Below are 15067 nucleotides of genomic sequence, written 5' to 3' on the forward strand. Positions count from 1 at the left end.
TTGTAAATATTATCTTCACTTATAAATTATGTCTAATAACACTGACAAAGTAAGCAATAAGATAAATAATCACTTCAATTAGTGCAATAAAAAATGTTACTGGTAAATTGGTTATAAACCCAAGATAGAGCCCAAGCCAAACACCTAATAATGCAAAGAAAACTGACCAAGCCAACATTGCCGGAATAGTCTTGCCAATATAACTAGCAATTGATGGCGGAAGGGTCAACAAAATAAATACTAACAATGATCCCACAATTTGAGCCCCAATTGAAACCGACATCGCCAAAGTCACCAAGAAAATCAAACTAACTAAGCCGGTTTTGACACCGTGAGCAAGTGCACCAATATGATCAAAAGAGTCAAAATTCAATTGTCTTTGAATAACAAAAATTAGCAATAGTACAATAATAGATAAGATAATTAATTGCCAAACCCCTTGCTTATCAACTCCAATTATACTGCCGAAAAGAATATTGGTCGCATAATTGCTATTATTACCTGAAATTGCTAAAAACAAGACCCCTAACCCAATGAATAGCGCTGAAATTGCGCTAATTGATGATTCTTTTTGTTCACTATGCAGGGATAACTCACCAACACTAACTGACCCTAATAAAGTAAATAGTAGCATTCCCCATAGGGGATTAATTCCCAGCCAAACTGCAAAAGCGGCTCCAGCAAAGCCAATCTCCGAAAGAGTGTGTGCTAAAAAACTAAAATTGCGCGCCACCACATAAACACCGACAATACCACAGGTAATTGCAATAAATGTACTAGCTAAAAAGGCGTTACGCATAAATCCAAAAGCAAACATTAATCGTAAGCCTCCTCAAATTGTGCCATTGACCCTTGTTCAATTTTATGATGATTTAAATAAAGGTAATCCTGCATATATTTTTTTGCCAATGGCACATCATGGGTTACGAACAATACCGTAATTTTATGCTTCTGATTTAAATGTCTGATTAACTTCATTAATTCATCCTTAGCAAGTGGGTCTAGGCTTGCTGTTGCCTCATCTAAAATAATCATGTTAGGATTTTCCAGCAATGCTTGTGCTAAATATGCACGTTGTTTTTGTCCTCCTGATGCTTCACCCATTCGAGTATTTCGAATTTGATATAAATTTGTTTCTTTAAGTTGCGCTTTAATTGCCTGCTTAATTTTACGATTCTTGATTAAGGGAGCATTTAAGCCAACAAATGCTTCAATTGATAATGGGTATTCTGGATTAATATTGCGAAACTGTGGCACATATCCCAAACGAGTATTTGAATCAAACTTGAAATTTCCTGCTGTTGGTACTAGCATCTTCATTAAAATATTAATCAAAGTCGTTTTGCCAGTCCCATTTGGTCCCAAAAGTGCAGTCATCGATCCCTGCTTCAATTTAAATTTTAAATTTTCAAAAATTAATTCTTGGTCAAATTTCATGGCAAGATTATTTACTTCTAAAATATCAGACAATTTACACTCCTTACTTGGTTATTCAGAAATTCCCAACTTTAACAAATTGATTTATTCCAATTTGATAATATTTGCGATTAGTTATTTTGAGTGCCCCGCCATATATTCGCACAGAATTACCGCGGAACAATTTGCCTAGATTAGTCCGATTTCCGCTTGCATCATACATATAAGCGTTATGCTTTAAAAGTCGCATTTTTCCTTCAACATTGCTGGCAACAACATACTGGTTTAGCCCTACTTGTAAATACTTTTTATTTTTAATTATCTTATCACCATAAATAGTAAGCTTTACACCAGCTTTTTTTAGTTCTGTAGCAGTAGCTACACCATTTTCATCATAAACTTTTGCATTGTGCATTAAAGTTTTATTTCCGATAGCTTCTGGCAAAGTTGGCTTTTGAGAAGTCTGATTATCTTTATCATGATTACCTGAATTGTCTGGATTCTGCGTTCCCTGCGAACTTTGTGAATCTTGCGAACCTGGTTTGTCATAATAATATTTGATTAGGTCAAAAAAGTCATCCATAGAATAGCCCCATTTGGCAAAATAACCATCAGGATCGCCATGATCCGTTCCACCAAGAAACTGCGATACAGCACGATGTGACCAAACTGTTCCTTGACCTGTATGTACAGCATTAACGGGAACAATATTATATCTGTGCATAATTTGAGCCACATAAATTGCATCATTGTTTATACTCTTAGTAAAATCAGTAAGATTGTTTTCTTCGCATAATTCTACTTGGAAAAAGCGATTGTTGGCGATAGGACCGGCTCCCCAAACACCATATGCTGGCGTCATCATCTGAATAACACCATTATGGTCGACAAAGGCATGTACATAAGAATAAATATTCATCCATTCACGATTGAAATAGACCGCCTCATCATGTGCACTAGCATTAGGAGTTGCTGTTTCATGAATGACAACTCCTTCAGGTTTACCATTACGATAATTTAACGGATTGTCTGTATAAAAACAGTTGTACTTAATCCCCTCCTGCTGCAACATTTGCTGCAGATAGGTCAGACTGCCATAACTTTCCTGTTTAGCATTATTATTTATTGTACTACCCTGGGCACTAGCATGAACTTCCACCACTCTAGCTGTTAGCATCGTACTCATTCCGATAACCATAGCTATCGTAGCAATTAATTTTTTCATTTTTATTTCCTCATATATTATTTTTGTGCAATCTCTGCTAAACTTTGATAACTTGTTGTCATCCACTCTAGATAAGTGGTTTTTGCTGGAATTGTTTCACGAATTTTTAAAACAGGAACATCATGTTCATCGGCCATCTTAACGAAATTATCAACAGTAGAACTAGAAGTCTGAGAATTAACTACAAAAAACGAGATTTTTCTTTCTTTAATTCCCTGCGATATTTTTTGCACTGTTGCAGGACTTGGATCCGTATTGTTTTGAACTGCTTTTTCAAAATCTTTATCTGCAACCTTGAAGCCAGCTGCCTTTAATGCATAATCAAAAACAGGCTCACTGACATAGACTGACTGGTGATGACCACCAATTTTTGAAGCAGCTTTTTGAACACGAGCAATCTCTGCCAAATACCGACGACCATTATTGCGATAATATCGTGAATGTTGTGGATCTTTACGGCTTAGTTCCTTAACTAACCAATCAACATACTTGGCAGGCATTTTCAAATCAAACCAGACATGTGGATTATCTCCCTTTTTTAAGCCAAGCAAGTCTTCACCAACTAATATAGGCTTTTTATCAACAGAGGAAGCCAATTTATTCATCCAGCTGTCATATCCTAAGCCGTTAGCAACAACAATATCTGCTTGAGACATAGCTTTAGCATCATTAGTAGTCGGCTCAAAGTCATGGGGATCCACATTGGCATTCTTAATAATTGCTTGTGCTGTGCCATACTTGCCAACAACGTTCTTTGCAATATCTGCATAAACATTAGTTGTAGTCATAATTGAAATTTTGTCTGTTTTTTTTGATTGTGATGAACACCCAGTAAGCGTCAGCATCAGTAACCCTAAGGTAGTCACAGCGAATAATTTTTTCAATTTAGTAAAATTCATTATTGTTGTCATTCCTTTACAATTTTTAGGCTATCGTTAGGGATCGCCAAATAAAATAACCGTAACTTCAACTAAAGTTACTTACAATTAATAACAATTATACACTAAAAAAACGCCACGATTAAAGTAACGCATTAAACATTGCTAACAATCTGATTAATATTACATTTCAGTTATTTTTCTTTTACCGTGATAAATTATATTCATTTTTTAAAACAAAAAACGTACCAGATATTCAGTACGTTTTCAGTGTAAGTAACATAATAATAAAATTTTTAACAACTATAATCCAATCATATGACTAAAGATTGGAACCAACAAATTATCAACTAAAGCAGTTGCAACAACGGCAACGGATGCCATCGCTCCCTGAACAGATCCTAATTCTAACGCAAAAGCTGAACCAACTGTGTGACCTGAAGTTCCTAATCCTAAGCCTGCACCTAAGGGATCTTCATTGAGATTAAACCATTTTACCAGTTGCTTACCAAGTGCATAAATAACGACCGCATTGATAATGCATGCCATTGCAGTTACTGAGGCATTACCACCAATTGACTTAGTTAATGGCATTGCAACTGCAGTGGTAGCTGATTGGCTGAGCATTGACTTAATACCAACACTATCAAGGCCAACTGCTTTAGAAACAAGCGTAATTAATATCATCGAAATAAATGTACCAACAACTAAGCCAAGTAAAATTACCAGCCAGTTTTTCTTAACAACATCGTTACGCTTGTACAACGGGACAGCGAAAGCAATTGTTGCCGGAGTAATAAACCAAAAAATAATATCTCCACCAGGCTTATAGGCTTGTGTGTAAACTATTGCTGTAGTTGTATTGAAGAATTTGGCTAAAACTGCTAAAACAGCAATTCCCAAAATCATTCCTACAAACAGAGGTTGGAAAAGAAAGAAGCCGTTAGACTTTTTGAATAGCCATTGACCGATCAAGAAAACGACCAGTGATAGGAAAACCCCAAATAACGGATTAGTTATAAACTTCATTACTTAGCATCTCCTATTTTCTTTTTGTGATGTATATTTACCTGACTCTCGGTTATCTTATTAACAAGCCAACTAAAAAATCTGGTTGTATATGCAATAACCACTAACAAGATAATTGTAGCTGCCACAATTACAATTATTAGCTGCACTCCCTGTGCTTTCATAATTTTCAAGTTAGCTGCTAATGAAATTCCTGATGGAACAAACATAAAACTAATTAAAGAAATTAGAACACTGCCAAAAGAGTCAACCCATTCTATCTTAATCACTTTAGTAGTTAATAACATATAAAGTAGAATCAATCCAATCACTGGTGTTGGTACCGGAAATGACTTCGGCATCAAATCTGAAATCACTTGTGACACAAATAAGATTGCGGCATAAATGAACATCTGAACCAAAATTGGTGCTGACTTCACTTTCTTTTCTTCCATAAAAACCATTCCCTTTCTCTCACAACTTGCTTTCAAGTAATACCATAAGCTAAATAGAGAAAATTGTATCTGGTTATTGGATGAACTGCAAAAAATAAGCCACGAATTACCTAAAAGCGATTTCACAATGCGATTAAGGTGAATTTATGTCCTTACATGTCTAACCTTCTTTTTAATTCTTTTCGATAAGATCGACCTACTTGAATTTTGACACCATTATTCATCAAAAGTAATAAGGTATGATTAAACCACGGCTGAATTTCTTTAATATCTCCGATATTTACGATAGCGTTACGATGAACTTGGACAAATGTTACATCAGTTAAATGCTGCTTTAGCCAGGCCAAAGTTTTCCTTGTTTCAAACTTTTGTTTGACAGTGGTAATCGTTAATACCCCGTTATTAACTGTAGCAGCAACTATATTTGCTTTTTTAATTACCACATTTCGATCATCAAGTTCAACAATCAGGACTTCACTTTCGTTACTTGATGTCTTCTGAAATTTAGCTGTTAGATTTGCAGTAGCTTTTTTTAAAGCACGGTCAATTCTCTTTTGCTCAAATGGCTTGAGTATGTAGTCAAACGCCCCTATATCAAAAGCCTTAACCGCATATTCATCATATGCGGTGGCAAAAATAATTAGTGGTGCGTGAGCTAACTGCTTCAATTCTTCTGCAAGTTCAAAGCCATTTTCATCATTTAATGAAATATCTAAAAACAATAAATCAATTGGATACTTTAGCAAAATTCCTTGAGCTTCTTTAATATCTTCTGCTTGATAAAGTGTTACTGGGTGATTTTTTAAACTCGGACTCTTTTTAATTAAATATAATAATTCCGTTCGTGCTAACGGTTCATCATCTACAACTAAAATTTTCAACTTAATCTCCTGCTATCTTCTCAATATTTTTGCTTTGTTTCATTGGTATTTTCATGCTGAAAGTTGAACCAGCAGAACTGGTTACAATTTTAAGTTTGCTACTCGTTCCGTATAACCCTTGCAGTCGTCGATTTAAATTATAAAGTGCGGTCCCACTTCCACGTGATTCATCAATTACTTCTTGTCCTAACCGAGCAAGAACCATTGAATCGATTCCATTTCCATTATCACTAACCTTGATTTCCAAAGATTGTCCCCTTTTTGTCAAACCAACCATAATTTTATTTCCGGTCTTTCTCCCCTTAAAAGCATGCCTAATCGCATTTTCAATAAAAATTTGTAAACAAAATGGTGGTAGCAAGGTATCAGCCGGTACTTTAATTTGATAATCAATTGAAAACTTATTAGGAAAGCGGAGTGTCTCAATTCCTGTATACGCTTCAACATATTTTTTTTCTTGTTCTAATGAAATTTCTTTTTTTGACCATTTTTAAGACTGAGTCGAAAATAGGTACTTAATTGCATTAATGCTTCATGCGCTTTATCAACATTTACCCGCATTAATGCTCCAATGGTATTAATCGCATTAAATAAAAAGTGTGGGTTAATTTGGAGCTGAAGTGCTCTTATTTCAGCCTCATTAACTAGGCTGGTCTGCTGTTCAGCAATTCCAATTGCCAATTGACCAGAAAAAATCATCGCTAACCCACGAACCAAATTTTCCTCAACAACTGTCATTTCCCGTCCTTCACGCAAATAGAGCTTTAATGCTCCAATTGTTGCATCATTAACTCTTAATGGACAAACAATCGCTGAAGTCAGGGGGCAATCATGGTGAGGACAGCCAATCTCTTTTTTAGAATACGCTACCTTCTCCTTTCCAGTTGAAATTACATACTTAGACATATCAGTAAGCACTGGTTCTCCTGAAATATGGTGATCTTCTCCCATGCCAATATGAGCTAAAACATTTCTTTGATCGGTCAAGCCTACTGCATCAAAATGAGTATATTCTTTAATTATTTGACAAACGTGTTTAGCCGAATCGAGATCGAGCCCATTGCGAAAATAAGGTAGTGTCTTGTTAGTCAGTTCTAAAACATCTTTAGTTTGGACTGCTCGTAATTGTCTTTCGTTAGATAAATAAGTCTGCAAAATCTCAATAAACAAGTAAGAGCCAATTGAGTTGAGCAATATCATCGGAACAAAAATCAATTTAACCAATCCCAAACCGCGGAATACAAAAATAAAGGCCATCTGAATCAGTTCTGCCAGCAACGCTAAAACCACTGTCCAAAGTGTAGATGGATACAAATTATTTTTCTTAACATGGTCTCCCAAAACGCCAATTAAGAATCCAATTAAGACCGAACTAAAAATATAAAAATAATCAGAAAAGCCACCAAAAATGACTCTATGTAAGCCACCTACTAATCCAACCAGCATTCCAACGTAAGGCCCACCGGTCAAACTAGCTGTGGTAATCACTAACATTCTTGTATTAGCAATCGAATCAGATTGAGACATTTTAGTAATAATTAGTGGCGTTACAATCTCTTTTGAATTCGAAATCTCCACCCCAGTTAAATTTGAAATAATTACAAAGATTGAAAAAATTACAAACAACCATGTCTGCGATTTAAGCGTTCTTTTTTCAATTAGATTCCTAAAAAAACGCATATTTACTAGCATAAATGCCAGTACCATAATAAGACCTAATCGCTCTGATAATAAAATAAATAGATTAAACAAATTGTACTCACTTCTTTAATTTATGTTAGACTACCCCAGTTTTATCTTTTATTATGCCATAACACTAATTTCATAATTTACGAAACATGTTTAATTACCCTTTTTGGAGTTTAAACAGCCAAAAAAAGGAACTAAAAAAATCTCAATCCAAACGATTGAGATTTTTTATTAAATACTATGTTGTTAATTATGATGTTTAATATTTTTCTTCCATAGACCTAAAATCACACCTGCGACAATTGAGCCAATAATTGTAGCTACAAAGTACAAAACAATATGATTGGCTAATGGTGATACCCATAAACCACCATGAGGTGCAGGCACACCAATTCGCCAAAAACCGACTAAAGCTCCTCCAACTGCAGAACCTACAATACATGAAGGAATAACGTGTTTAGCATCAGCAGCAGCAAATGGGATAGCACCTTCAGTAATAAAGGAGAAGCCCAAAATCCAGTTAGTCACACCAGCACGACGTTCATCAGCAGTAAACTTATTCTTAAAGAAAGTAGTTGCAATTGCAGTCGCAAATGGTGGAACCATTCCCCCAACCATTACGGCAGCCATCATAACAGCTGCCACTGTTGAATGAGGATCATTAGCAAATGCACCAGAAGCAAAGACATAAGCAGCCTTGTTGAAAGGTCCTCCCATATCAATTGACATCATAGAAGCCAAAATCAAGGTTAAAACAGTTAAGTTTCCTGTACCCATTTGATTTAAGAAACTGGTAATACCAAAGTTAATCGTACTAAAAATCGGATTAACAATGTAATACATAATCAAAGCGACTAATAGCAAACTTAAAATTGGATAAATCAGCATTGGCTTCATGCCTTCCAATGACTTAGGTAACTTAGCGAATAATTTCTTTAAACCAACTACCAAGTATCCAGCAATAAATCCTGAGGCAAGTCCACCCAAAAATCCGGCAGGAGATTTTGCATTAGTAACCACATTGGCAACATATGCACCACCATATGCACCGCTATATACAGTGGCCATAAAACCACCAACAAAACCGGGCATTAAAGCAGGCAGATCACCTATCGACTCAGCAATGTAACCCGACAAGATTGGTACCATAAAGGCAAAGGCCATGTTACCAGCATTATTTAAGAAGATGAATGCAGGAGATTTAGGACCACCAGCATAGTTTTCCACGATGAAAGAAATAGCCATTAAAATTCCGCCACCAATAACGAACGGTAACATGTGCGAAACACCATTCATCAAGTTTTTGTAAACGGATCCCCAGAAGCCTTGTTTGGTATTTTCACCAGAATTACCCTGGGCACCCGCTTGACCGTCCGCATGGTATACATTGGCATTACCAGATAAAATTTTCTCAACTAATTCATCAGGCTTATTAATCCCATCAACAACAGGTCGATTAATTAATGGTTTGCCATCAAAGCGTGGCATATCAACTTTTTTATCAGAAGCAATAATTACACCTTGAGCCCGTTTAATCTCATCGGCAGTTAATTGATCTTTCACACCCTCGGAGCCATTAGTTTCAATCCGAACATCCGCACCGAGTTTTTTACCAGCTTTTATTAAGGCTTCTTGTGCCATATATGTATGAGCAATACCATTAATACATGCGGTTACCCCGACTATTAAAGGTCGGTCACTCTTTACAACGGGCTTTTCTTTCTCTGCCTTTTTCTCTGCATCTGTTTTTTCTTCTGCATCTTCAAAAAGTTGAATTACTTCTTCAGAAGTCTGAGCCTTTTTCAATGCCTCGACTAAATCTGGATTAATTAATAAACTAGATAGCTTTGCTAAAGCCTCAAGGTGAGTATTATCCGCACCTGCTGGTGCTGCAATCATGAAAAAGAGGTAAACCGGTTGACCATCAAGTGAATTATAATCAATTCCTGCTTTACTCTTTGCAAACAATACCCGTGCTTTATTAATCGATTTATTACGAGCATGAGGCATTGCAATTCCATCACCAATACCAGTAGTCGACTCTTTTTCACGGGCCCATATTGCTGAAATAAATTCATCTTCATTATTAACAATACCGGTCTCAACCTCTAGGTCCGCCATTTCTTTAATAGCATCTTCTTGATTAGTTGCCTTTAGCTCCATAATCATTGATTCTGGAGCTAATATGTCCTTAATTTTCATTACAATCCTTCCTTAATTATAAAATTTGTTCCACTTTAATCTGCGGTAACACAGCTTCAATCTGACTCTTAACTGCAATATCCTTGGTAAAAGCGGTTGCTGCACCACAAGCCATTCCAATTCTAAAGCTTTCAGCTGGATCATTATTTTTAACGTATGTTCCTACAAAGCCGGCAATCATTGAATCCCCAGCACCAACAGAGTTTATAGCAGTTCCAACAGCACCTTTAGCATGATAAACATGATCAGTAGTTATTAAGTAACCTCCCTTACCTGCCATTGATACCATTACGTTTTGTGCACCTAATTGAAGCAATTTACGAGCACAATCAAGCAGTTCATCATCAGAATTAAACGTTGTATTAAACATTTCCGCCAATTCATGATGATTGGGTTTAACAACAAGTGGATGAAAACTAAGTGTATCCAGCAATGCTTGACCAGTAGTATCAACAACAAAGTTGGCTCCTGCCTGAGTAATTGTTGGTAACAACTGTTGATAAAAATCGGGTGGCAACGTGGGAGCCAATGAACCACTTAAAACAACAATATCACCTTTTTTTAAATCACTTAATCGATCCTTAAAAGCAGTTATTTCCTGCTCAGTAATGCTTGGACCTGCAGCATTAATTTCTGTTTCGGCTTCGGCATGAACTTTAACATTAACTCTTGTAGCATCAGAAATTGTAACAAAATCATTCACAATTCGCCGTTGATTAAGCTGACGGACAAGTTCTTTACCAGTAAATCCACCAACGAATCCCCAAGCAGTGTTATCAATTCCTAACTGGTTCAAAATTTGAGAAACATTGATTCCTTTGCCTCCCGCTAAAAATGAGCAATTATTGCTTCTATTAACTTCCCCACTTTTCACCTGCTGTAACTGAATAACATAGTCTAAAGCAGGGTTAACAGTGACCGTATAAATCATTATTTAACCTCTTTCACATTGATTTTAGCTGGTAATAAGTCCAGATGAGCTTTATCTAAGATAGTAGTGATCAACATTGCATTTTTGATATTACCAAACGTTGCAAAACTTTGATCACCTATCTTTGATATATCAGAAAGAATATAAGTTGTTTCTGCGTGTTTCCATGCCAATTTTTTGATTGCCGCTTCTTCAGGATCTGGAGTGGTCAGACTCCCCGAATGATCAATCCCGTTAGTGCCAACAAAACAAGCTGCAAAATTCATATTCCTCAATTGCTTAATTGCTGATTGACCAACAACCGCATGTGTATCTTCCTTAATTCTTCCACCTAAAAGTATAGTATTAATATTATGGTTAAGTGCCCCTAAGGCAGTTTCAAGACCATTGGTCACAACGGTCACGTTGACCATATTAGCCAAGAATGGCACCATTTCGTAAGCTGTTGTTCCAGCATCAATAAAAATGTAGTCATTTTCATGAACATAGTGCTGAACAGCATACTGGGCGATTCGGATTTTATCATCGTGATTCATTGTAAAACGAATGTGTTGTGACACATCATGAGCAAAACTGGTGACCGACTGAGCGCCTCCATGAATTCGCTTAATCAAACCTTTTTCTTCCATTTGATTAAGATCACGCCGAATTGTTGACTCGGATGTTGAAGTCATTGCACACAAGTCGCTTACCCGACATAAGCCATGTTGATTAACACGATTTTCAATTAATTTTTGTCGCTCTTGCGTGAGCATCCCATTCACCTCCAAAGTATTTTATTCTGTTAAGTAAATAAAATCAATCATTAACAATCAAAATACGTCATTTTCATGCAAAAATTATCAAATTTGACTAAGTCTGATAAATAAAAATTAGGTTATGAGTTACCTCACAACCTAATTTTATATAAATAACTTATTCTTCATCTTTCTTAATACCTGGTAACATAAATGAACACACAAGCCCGATTAATGCAAACCCCAGCATTAATAAGAAACCAAAACGATATCCGCTAGTCAGTTTTACTAATTTATTACCTTTTGAACTGGTAGCACTAACTGTTACTACCAACATTGCTAAAGCTGTTCCTAATGAACCACCAATTTGTCTGATAGTTGATGAGGAGGCATTGGCATGTGCTGTCAAATTATCTTCAACCATATTAATTCCAGCTGTGAAAGTAGTCATCATCGTAAATGAGATACCAACCATACGTAATGCATAACAAGCACTAATTAATATTAGACTAGAGTAAGCATTAAATATTACCATTGGTAATGTACCTAGAAGTAACATTGCAAAGCCAAATAATGACAATTTCTTAATGCCAACTTTATCATACATAATACCAGAAATTGGGTTACAGATAATCATAATTAACGCACCCGGCATCATGACTAGCCCAGCGGTCAAAGCTGTTTCTGCTCTAGTTGTCTGTAAATAAAGAGGTAAGACCAATTCAACACCAACCATTGAAATATTACTAATTGTGCTTAACATCGTACATAAATCAAAGCCGATATTTTTAAAAACACGAATATCCAATAATGGTTCTTTCATGTTTAATTGACGCAGGCAAAACAACACAATAATTATCAAACCAAGTATAAAAGTGATTATTAATAGCAGTGAAATTTTCCCAGTATTACCGATTTCAGATAATGTATATAAAATCAAGCCAAAGCCGAAAGTTGATTCCAATAACGAAATAATATCAATCGAACCTTTATGGAGTACTGTAAAGTTTTGAATTAAAAAGAAAGCCAAAATTCCAACTAAACCACTGGTGATACTTAGAATAATAAACAGCATTTGCCAATCTGCATATTTTAAAATCAAACCCGAAATTGTTGGACCGACTGCTGGCCCAAAACCAATAACCAAACCAGTTATTCCCATTGCCAAGCCACGTTTTTCTGGTGGAAACATAATCAAAATAACATTTTGAATAAATGGCATCAAGCCGCCTGCTGCAATTGCTTCAATAATTCTTCCCAAAAGTAAAACATAAAAATTAGAAGCAAAAATACAAATTATCGAACCAGTAAAAAAGATGCCAATCATTGCTATAAAGTTTTGCCGTAAATTAAATGATTCAAACACCCAAGCCGACATTGGAATCATTAATCCCACCACTAACAAATAAGCAGTAGTCAACCATTGAGCAGTCGCTTGGCTAATATTAAATGATTTGATAATTGACGGCAAGGCATTGTTTAAAAAAGTTTCTGCTAATAAGGCCACAAAGGCTCCAAATAGCAAAACTGCCATCATAGTAGTTCTTTGTTGATTAGAAATATTTTTAATCTCTTGTTTCATTTGTTCTCCTTATATGTAGTAAGCTACATTTTTGGTTAAATTAAAATATCAAAAATTAGAAATGATCTTTTCTATTGCCTGTTCAAGCCTCTCAACTTCTTGAGGTGAAGAGCCTAGAACAATTCGTTGATTAACGTTATCCATAATTATGCGTATTTTTTCAGCATTATCATTAATTAGATTGAACCCTTGGTTAGTTAGGGTCAGAACAACTTGTCTTTGATCATGTTCAAGGTGTGATGTTGCAATTAAATTGCTATCAGCCAACCGTTTAACAATTCCTCTAACCGTTGGATGACTCAATACAAAAGCATCAGCAATTTCTTTTTGGGTAACTGTCCTGCCCTTAGAATCATATAAGTAAAGCAGTAAAGAAATTTGGGCACCGGTTAAAGAATACTTATCAAATACTTTAGCAAATTCATTATTCAACTGTTTTTCAATTAATGTATTGGCGATTTTTATTTTGGGCCCTAAATTATTTAAAAACATTTTTGACATATTATTTATCCTCTATTTATGTAGTATACTACACAAATTAAATTTAACCAGACTTTTTCCATTTTCGTAAAAAATTCCTCCATTATCGGTGTGGTAAAATTAAAATTGGCTATTAAGGGGGAATTTTAATTAATGGAACATAACAATCCGAATAATGTAGAAAATCATCTATCATCTAAACATCACATGAAAATTCATTGGAAAGATTTTTTTAAAAGTTCAGATGATACTTTGGTCAAAGACGCAACACTTGTAGAAAAAGGCTCCTTAGTTGGCAGAATTGGCATTATGTTATTATCTTGTGGTACTGGAGCTTGGCGTGTTAGAGATTCAATGAATACAATTGCACGGGCATTAAATATTACCTGTTCGGCTGATATTGGTTTGATTACTATTGAATATACCTGTTTTGATGTTGATAACCAATCTTATTCTCAAACCTTATCGCTGGCTTCAACCGCTGTTAATATGAATAAATTAAATAAACTTGAAAACTTCGTTCGTCGTTTTGAAGCAGAAAATGACTACATCACAATCGGTGCAGTTCACCATCGCTTATCGCAAATTGAGCGCAATACTAAAAGTTATCCACTACTTATTTCAGCTCTAAGCGCAGGCGTAGCATGTGCTGGGTTTATCTTTTTGCTTGGTGGAGGATGGCCTGAAATGCTTTGTACGTTTTTCGGTGCCGCAATAGGAAATTACTTCCGCGGTTTGCTTGGTAAACAACAAATTACTTTAGTAGCAAAAATTGTTGTGGGTGTAGCTATTTCGTGTGCTGTTTACTTTTTAGGCTTTAAGCTTGGCGAATTTATGCTTCATTGGGATTATCATCATGCATTCGGTTATATTGGTTCAATGCTTTATGTCATTCCTGGCTTTCCATTCATCACTTCCGGACTTGATATGTCAAAACTAGATATGCGTTCTGGAATTGAGCGACTTGCATACGCCATATTGGTTGTTATGATTGCAACAATGGCGGGTTGGGGAATGGCGACTTTACTTAATTTGCGTCCTGGTTCAATGCCCGCACTTAATTTATCCCCTCTTTTCTTAACAATATTTCGCATTATTGCTAGTTTTTGTGGGGTTTATGGGTTTTCAATCATGTTCAATGCTACACCAGCAATGGCAACAGTTGCAGCAGCTATCGGCGCCTTTGCTAACACCCTACGCTTAAGTTTAGTTGACTTTTCACATACCCCTGCTGCCATGGCTGCATTCATTGGTGCACTACTCGCGGGGTTGATTGCTAGTTTTGTTCGCGATCGAGTCGGCTTTCCTAGAATTGCAATTACTGTACCAGCCATTGTTATCATGGTTCCAGGTTTATATATGTATCGTGCTGTATTCAACTTTGGCATTACGAATATTAACATTGGTGCTTACTGGATTATGAATGCCTTAATGATTATCATTGCTTTACCAATTGGCCTTCTAACTGCAAGAATTTTGACAGACGCCAAGTGGCGACATGCTGACTAGATGCACAAATGGTAAACCATATATACAAATGCTTATAAATAATCCTGTTGCTTATTATTTTGTAAGCGGTTATA

13 protein-coding genes and 1 pseudogene are annotated in these 15067 nt (G+C 35.9%); 1 reads left to right on the plus strand and 13 read right to left on the minus strand.

What is annotated here, in order from left to right; genetic code table 11:
• Positions 1-19: 19 nt before the first annotated feature.
• From F5ESL0246_RS07105 to F5ESL0246_RS07165, 13 genes and pseudogenes are all read right to left on the minus strand, one after another.
• A complete protein-coding gene (locus F5ESL0246_RS07105) occupies positions 20-817 on the minus strand; it encodes a metal ABC transporter permease (protein WP_122019055.1) in 798 nt (265 codons plus the stop codon).
• A complete protein-coding gene (locus F5ESL0246_RS07110) occupies positions 817-1437 on the minus strand; it encodes an ATP-binding cassette domain-containing protein (RefSeq protein ID WP_122019136.1) in 621 nt (206 codons plus the stop codon). The genes F5ESL0246_RS07105 and F5ESL0246_RS07110 overlap by 1 nt, the downstream gene beginning before the upstream one ends.
• Before the next feature lie 55 nt (positions 1438-1492).
• A complete protein-coding gene (locus F5ESL0246_RS07115; protein ID WP_122019138.1) occupies positions 1493-2647 on the minus strand; it encodes an SLAP domain-containing protein in 1155 nt (384 codons plus the stop codon).
• Between the two features lie 11 nt (positions 2648-2658).
• Entirely contained in the window at positions 2659-3543 is an 885-nt protein-coding gene (locus F5ESL0246_RS07120; RefSeq protein WP_369916877.1) for a metal ABC transporter solute-binding protein, Zn/Mn family, read from the minus strand.
• Positions 3544-3822: 279 nt separating this feature from the next.
• Positions 3823-4548 carry an LrgB family protein gene (locus F5ESL0246_RS07125; protein WP_122019058.1) on the minus strand — a complete coding sequence of 242 codons (726 nt, stop codon included), beginning with the start codon at positions 4546-4548 and terminating at the stop codon, positions 3823-3825.
• Positions 4548-4982, minus strand: coding sequence for a CidA/LrgA family protein (locus F5ESL0246_RS07130; RefSeq protein WP_122019140.1), 435 nt, complete (start codon positions 4980-4982; stop codon positions 4548-4550). Before F5ESL0246_RS07130 ends, F5ESL0246_RS07125 begins: the two co-directional genes overlap by 1 nt.
• Before the next feature lie 152 nt (positions 4983-5134).
• Positions 5135-5863, minus strand: coding sequence for a LytTR family transcriptional regulator DNA-binding domain-containing protein (locus F5ESL0246_RS07135; protein WP_122019060.1), 729 nt, complete (start codon positions 5861-5863; stop codon positions 5135-5137).
• A gap of 1 nt (position 5864) precedes the next feature.
• Positions 5865-7570: pseudogene (locus tag F5ESL0246_RS07140) on the minus strand (LytS/YhcK type 5TM receptor domain-containing protein).
• Between the two features lie 228 nt (positions 7571-7798).
• The gene (locus tag F5ESL0246_RS07145; protein ID WP_122019062.1) at positions 7799-9754 is read right to left on the minus strand and encodes a fructose-specific PTS transporter subunit EIIC; all 1956 of its coding nucleotides are present in this window, start codon (positions 9752-9754) and stop codon (positions 7799-7801) included.
• Between the two features lie 16 nt (positions 9755-9770).
• Positions 9771-10685: a 1-phosphofructokinase gene (gene pfkB, locus F5ESL0246_RS07150; RefSeq protein ID WP_122019064.1), complete on the minus strand. Its 915-nt coding sequence runs from the start codon at positions 10683-10685 to the stop codon at positions 9771-9773.
• The gene (locus F5ESL0246_RS07155; protein WP_122019066.1) at positions 10685-11440 is read right to left on the minus strand and encodes a DeoR/GlpR family DNA-binding transcription regulator; all 756 of its coding nucleotides are present in this window, start codon (positions 11438-11440) and stop codon (positions 10685-10687) included. Before F5ESL0246_RS07155 ends, pfkB begins: the two co-directional genes overlap by 1 nt.
• A 160-nt stretch (positions 11441-11600) precedes the next feature.
• The gene (locus tag F5ESL0246_RS07160) at positions 11601-13004 is read right to left on the minus strand and encodes a DHA2 family efflux MFS transporter permease subunit (protein ID WP_122019067.1); all 1404 of its coding nucleotides are present in this window, start codon (positions 13002-13004) and stop codon (positions 11601-11603) included.
• Positions 13005-13052: 48 nt separating this feature from the next.
• On the minus strand, positions 13053-13505 hold the full coding sequence (locus F5ESL0246_RS07165; RefSeq protein ID WP_122019069.1) for a MarR family winged helix-turn-helix transcriptional regulator: 453 nt from the start codon (positions 13503-13505) through the stop codon (positions 13053-13055).
• Positions 13506-13637: 132 nt separating this feature from the next.
• Between F5ESL0246_RS07165 and F5ESL0246_RS07170 the strand changes: the two genes are divergently transcribed.
• Complete coding sequence (locus F5ESL0246_RS07170; RefSeq protein ID WP_122019071.1) at positions 13638-14993, plus strand: threonine/serine exporter ThrE family protein; 1356 nt, start codon at positions 13638-13640, stop codon at positions 14991-14993.
• Positions 14994-15067 lie beyond the last annotated feature (74 nt).

The sequence above is a fragment of the Lactobacillus sp. ESL0246 genome (assembly GCF_003692965.1).
In the GTDB taxonomy this organism is placed as follows: Bacteria; Bacillota; Bacilli; order Lactobacillales; family Lactobacillaceae; genus Lactobacillus.

Coding starts and splice junctions, on each gene's coding strand:
- F5ESL0246_RS07105 (WP_122019055.1), bottom strand. CDS start 817: ATGTTTGCTTTTGGATTTATGCGTAACGCCTTTTTAGCTAGTACATTT.
- F5ESL0246_RS07110 (WP_122019136.1), bottom strand. CDS start 1,437: ATGAAATTTGACCAAGAATTAATTTTTGAAAATTTAAAATTTAAATTG.
- F5ESL0246_RS07125 (WP_122019058.1), bottom strand. CDS start 4,548: ATGAAGTTTATAACTAATCCGTTATTTGGGGTTTTCCTATCACTGGTC.
- F5ESL0246_RS07130 (WP_122019140.1), bottom strand. CDS start 4,982: ATGGAAGAAAAGAAAGTGAAGTCAGCACCAATTTTGGTTCAGATGTTC.
- F5ESL0246_RS07145 (WP_122019062.1), bottom strand. CDS start 9,754: ATGAAAATTAAGGACATATTAGCTCCAGAATCAATGATTATGGAGCTA.
- pfkB (WP_122019064.1), bottom strand. CDS start 10,685: ATGATTTATACGGTCACTGTTAACCCTGCTTTAGACTATGTTATTCAG.
- F5ESL0246_RS07155 (WP_122019066.1), bottom strand. CDS start 11,440: ATGCTCACGCAAGAGCGACAAAAATTAATTGAAAATCGTGTTAATCAA.
- F5ESL0246_RS07160 (WP_122019067.1), bottom strand. CDS start 13,004: ATGAAACAAGAGATTAAAAATATTTCTAATCAACAAAGAACTACTATG.
- F5ESL0246_RS07165 (WP_122019069.1), bottom strand. CDS start 13,505: ATGTCAAAAATGTTTTTAAATAATTTAGGGCCCAAAATAAAAATCGCC.
- F5ESL0246_RS07170 (WP_122019071.1), top strand. CDS start 13,638: ATGGAACATAACAATCCGAATAATGTAGAAAATCATCTATCATCTAAA.